The organism is Bowmanella dokdonensis (genome assembly GCF_017254865.1).
Lineage (GTDB): Bacteria > Pseudomonadota > Gammaproteobacteria > Enterobacterales > Alteromonadaceae > Bowmanella > Bowmanella dokdonensis.
The window spans coordinates 1-311 of record NZ_JAFKCV010000282.1; the positions used below are offsets into that span (position 1 = coordinate 1).

General features: G+C 48.6%; 1 protein-coding gene. It reads right to left on the reverse strand.

What is annotated here, in order from left to right; translation table 11 throughout:
• Positions 1 to 6: 6 nt before the first annotated feature.
• Positions 7 to 300, reverse strand: a complete 294-nt coding sequence (gene fis / locus J0A66_RS22590) for a DNA-binding transcriptional regulator Fis (RefSeq protein ID WP_102794436.1) — start codon at positions 298 to 300, stop codon at positions 7 to 9.
• Between the last annotated feature and the right edge of the window lie 11 nt (positions 301 to 311).

Here is a 311-nt window from a genome sequence, read left to right on the forward strand (position 1 = left end):
CAGGCCTTAGTTCATACCGTACTGCTTCAGTTTCTTACGCAGTGTGCCACGGTTGATACCCATCATGATGGCAGCGCGGGTTTGGTTGCCGCGGGTGAAAGTCATGATTTCTTCCAGTAACGGCGCTTCAACTTCGGCCAGAACCAGTTCATACAGGTTCTCGATGTTAGTGTTGTCCAGCTGTTTCAAGTATTTGTTGACGGCTTGCTTGACGGAGTCGCGCAGTGGCTTCTGAGCCTGAGTTTGAGAAGGAGTCGTTACCGTTGTGGTAAAGGGAGAAGTTACGTTTTGATCGAACATAATACTATCTT

Excerpts from the sequence above, each read along its gene's own strand:
- fis (WP_102794436.1), bottom strand. The coding sequence starts at position 300 with ATGTTCGATCAAAACGTAACTTCTCCCTTTACCACAACGGTAACGACT.